The organism is Dellaglioa sp. CoH-56-MRSF-11, from assembly GCF_056782135.1.
Genome location: NZ_JBXAYE010000152.1, coordinates 1 through 246 on the forward strand (window position 1 = coordinate 1; position 246 = coordinate 246).

Annotated in this window: 1 protein-coding gene; it reads right to left on the reverse strand. The window is 52.0% G+C overall.

The annotated features are described in order from the left end of the window. Positions 1 to 40: 40 nt before the first annotated feature. Positions 41 to 246: hypothetical protein (locus AC1RPT_RS08200; RefSeq protein WP_289856407.1), on the reverse strand; the 206-nt coding region annotated here is incomplete at its 5' end.

Sequence of the window (246 nt, forward strand, 5' to 3'; positions counted from 1 at the left end):
GAACACGGCCTCGATGCCCGCCAGCAACTCATGGACCGTATTAAGCACTGGTGGTCGGGTCATTTTTGTGCCCCTCGTAAAAAGCGCGGCCGAACGTCCAGTCGATTTCGATAAGTCCCGGCTCAGACACCGAAAGCCCAGAAACGGATATTGGATATCTCAGAACTATGTGGCGCATACTGCTATACTGTTCTGCTAGACGGGCAAACGCACGCTGAGATTTACGTCGTTGATGTGAATTCATGG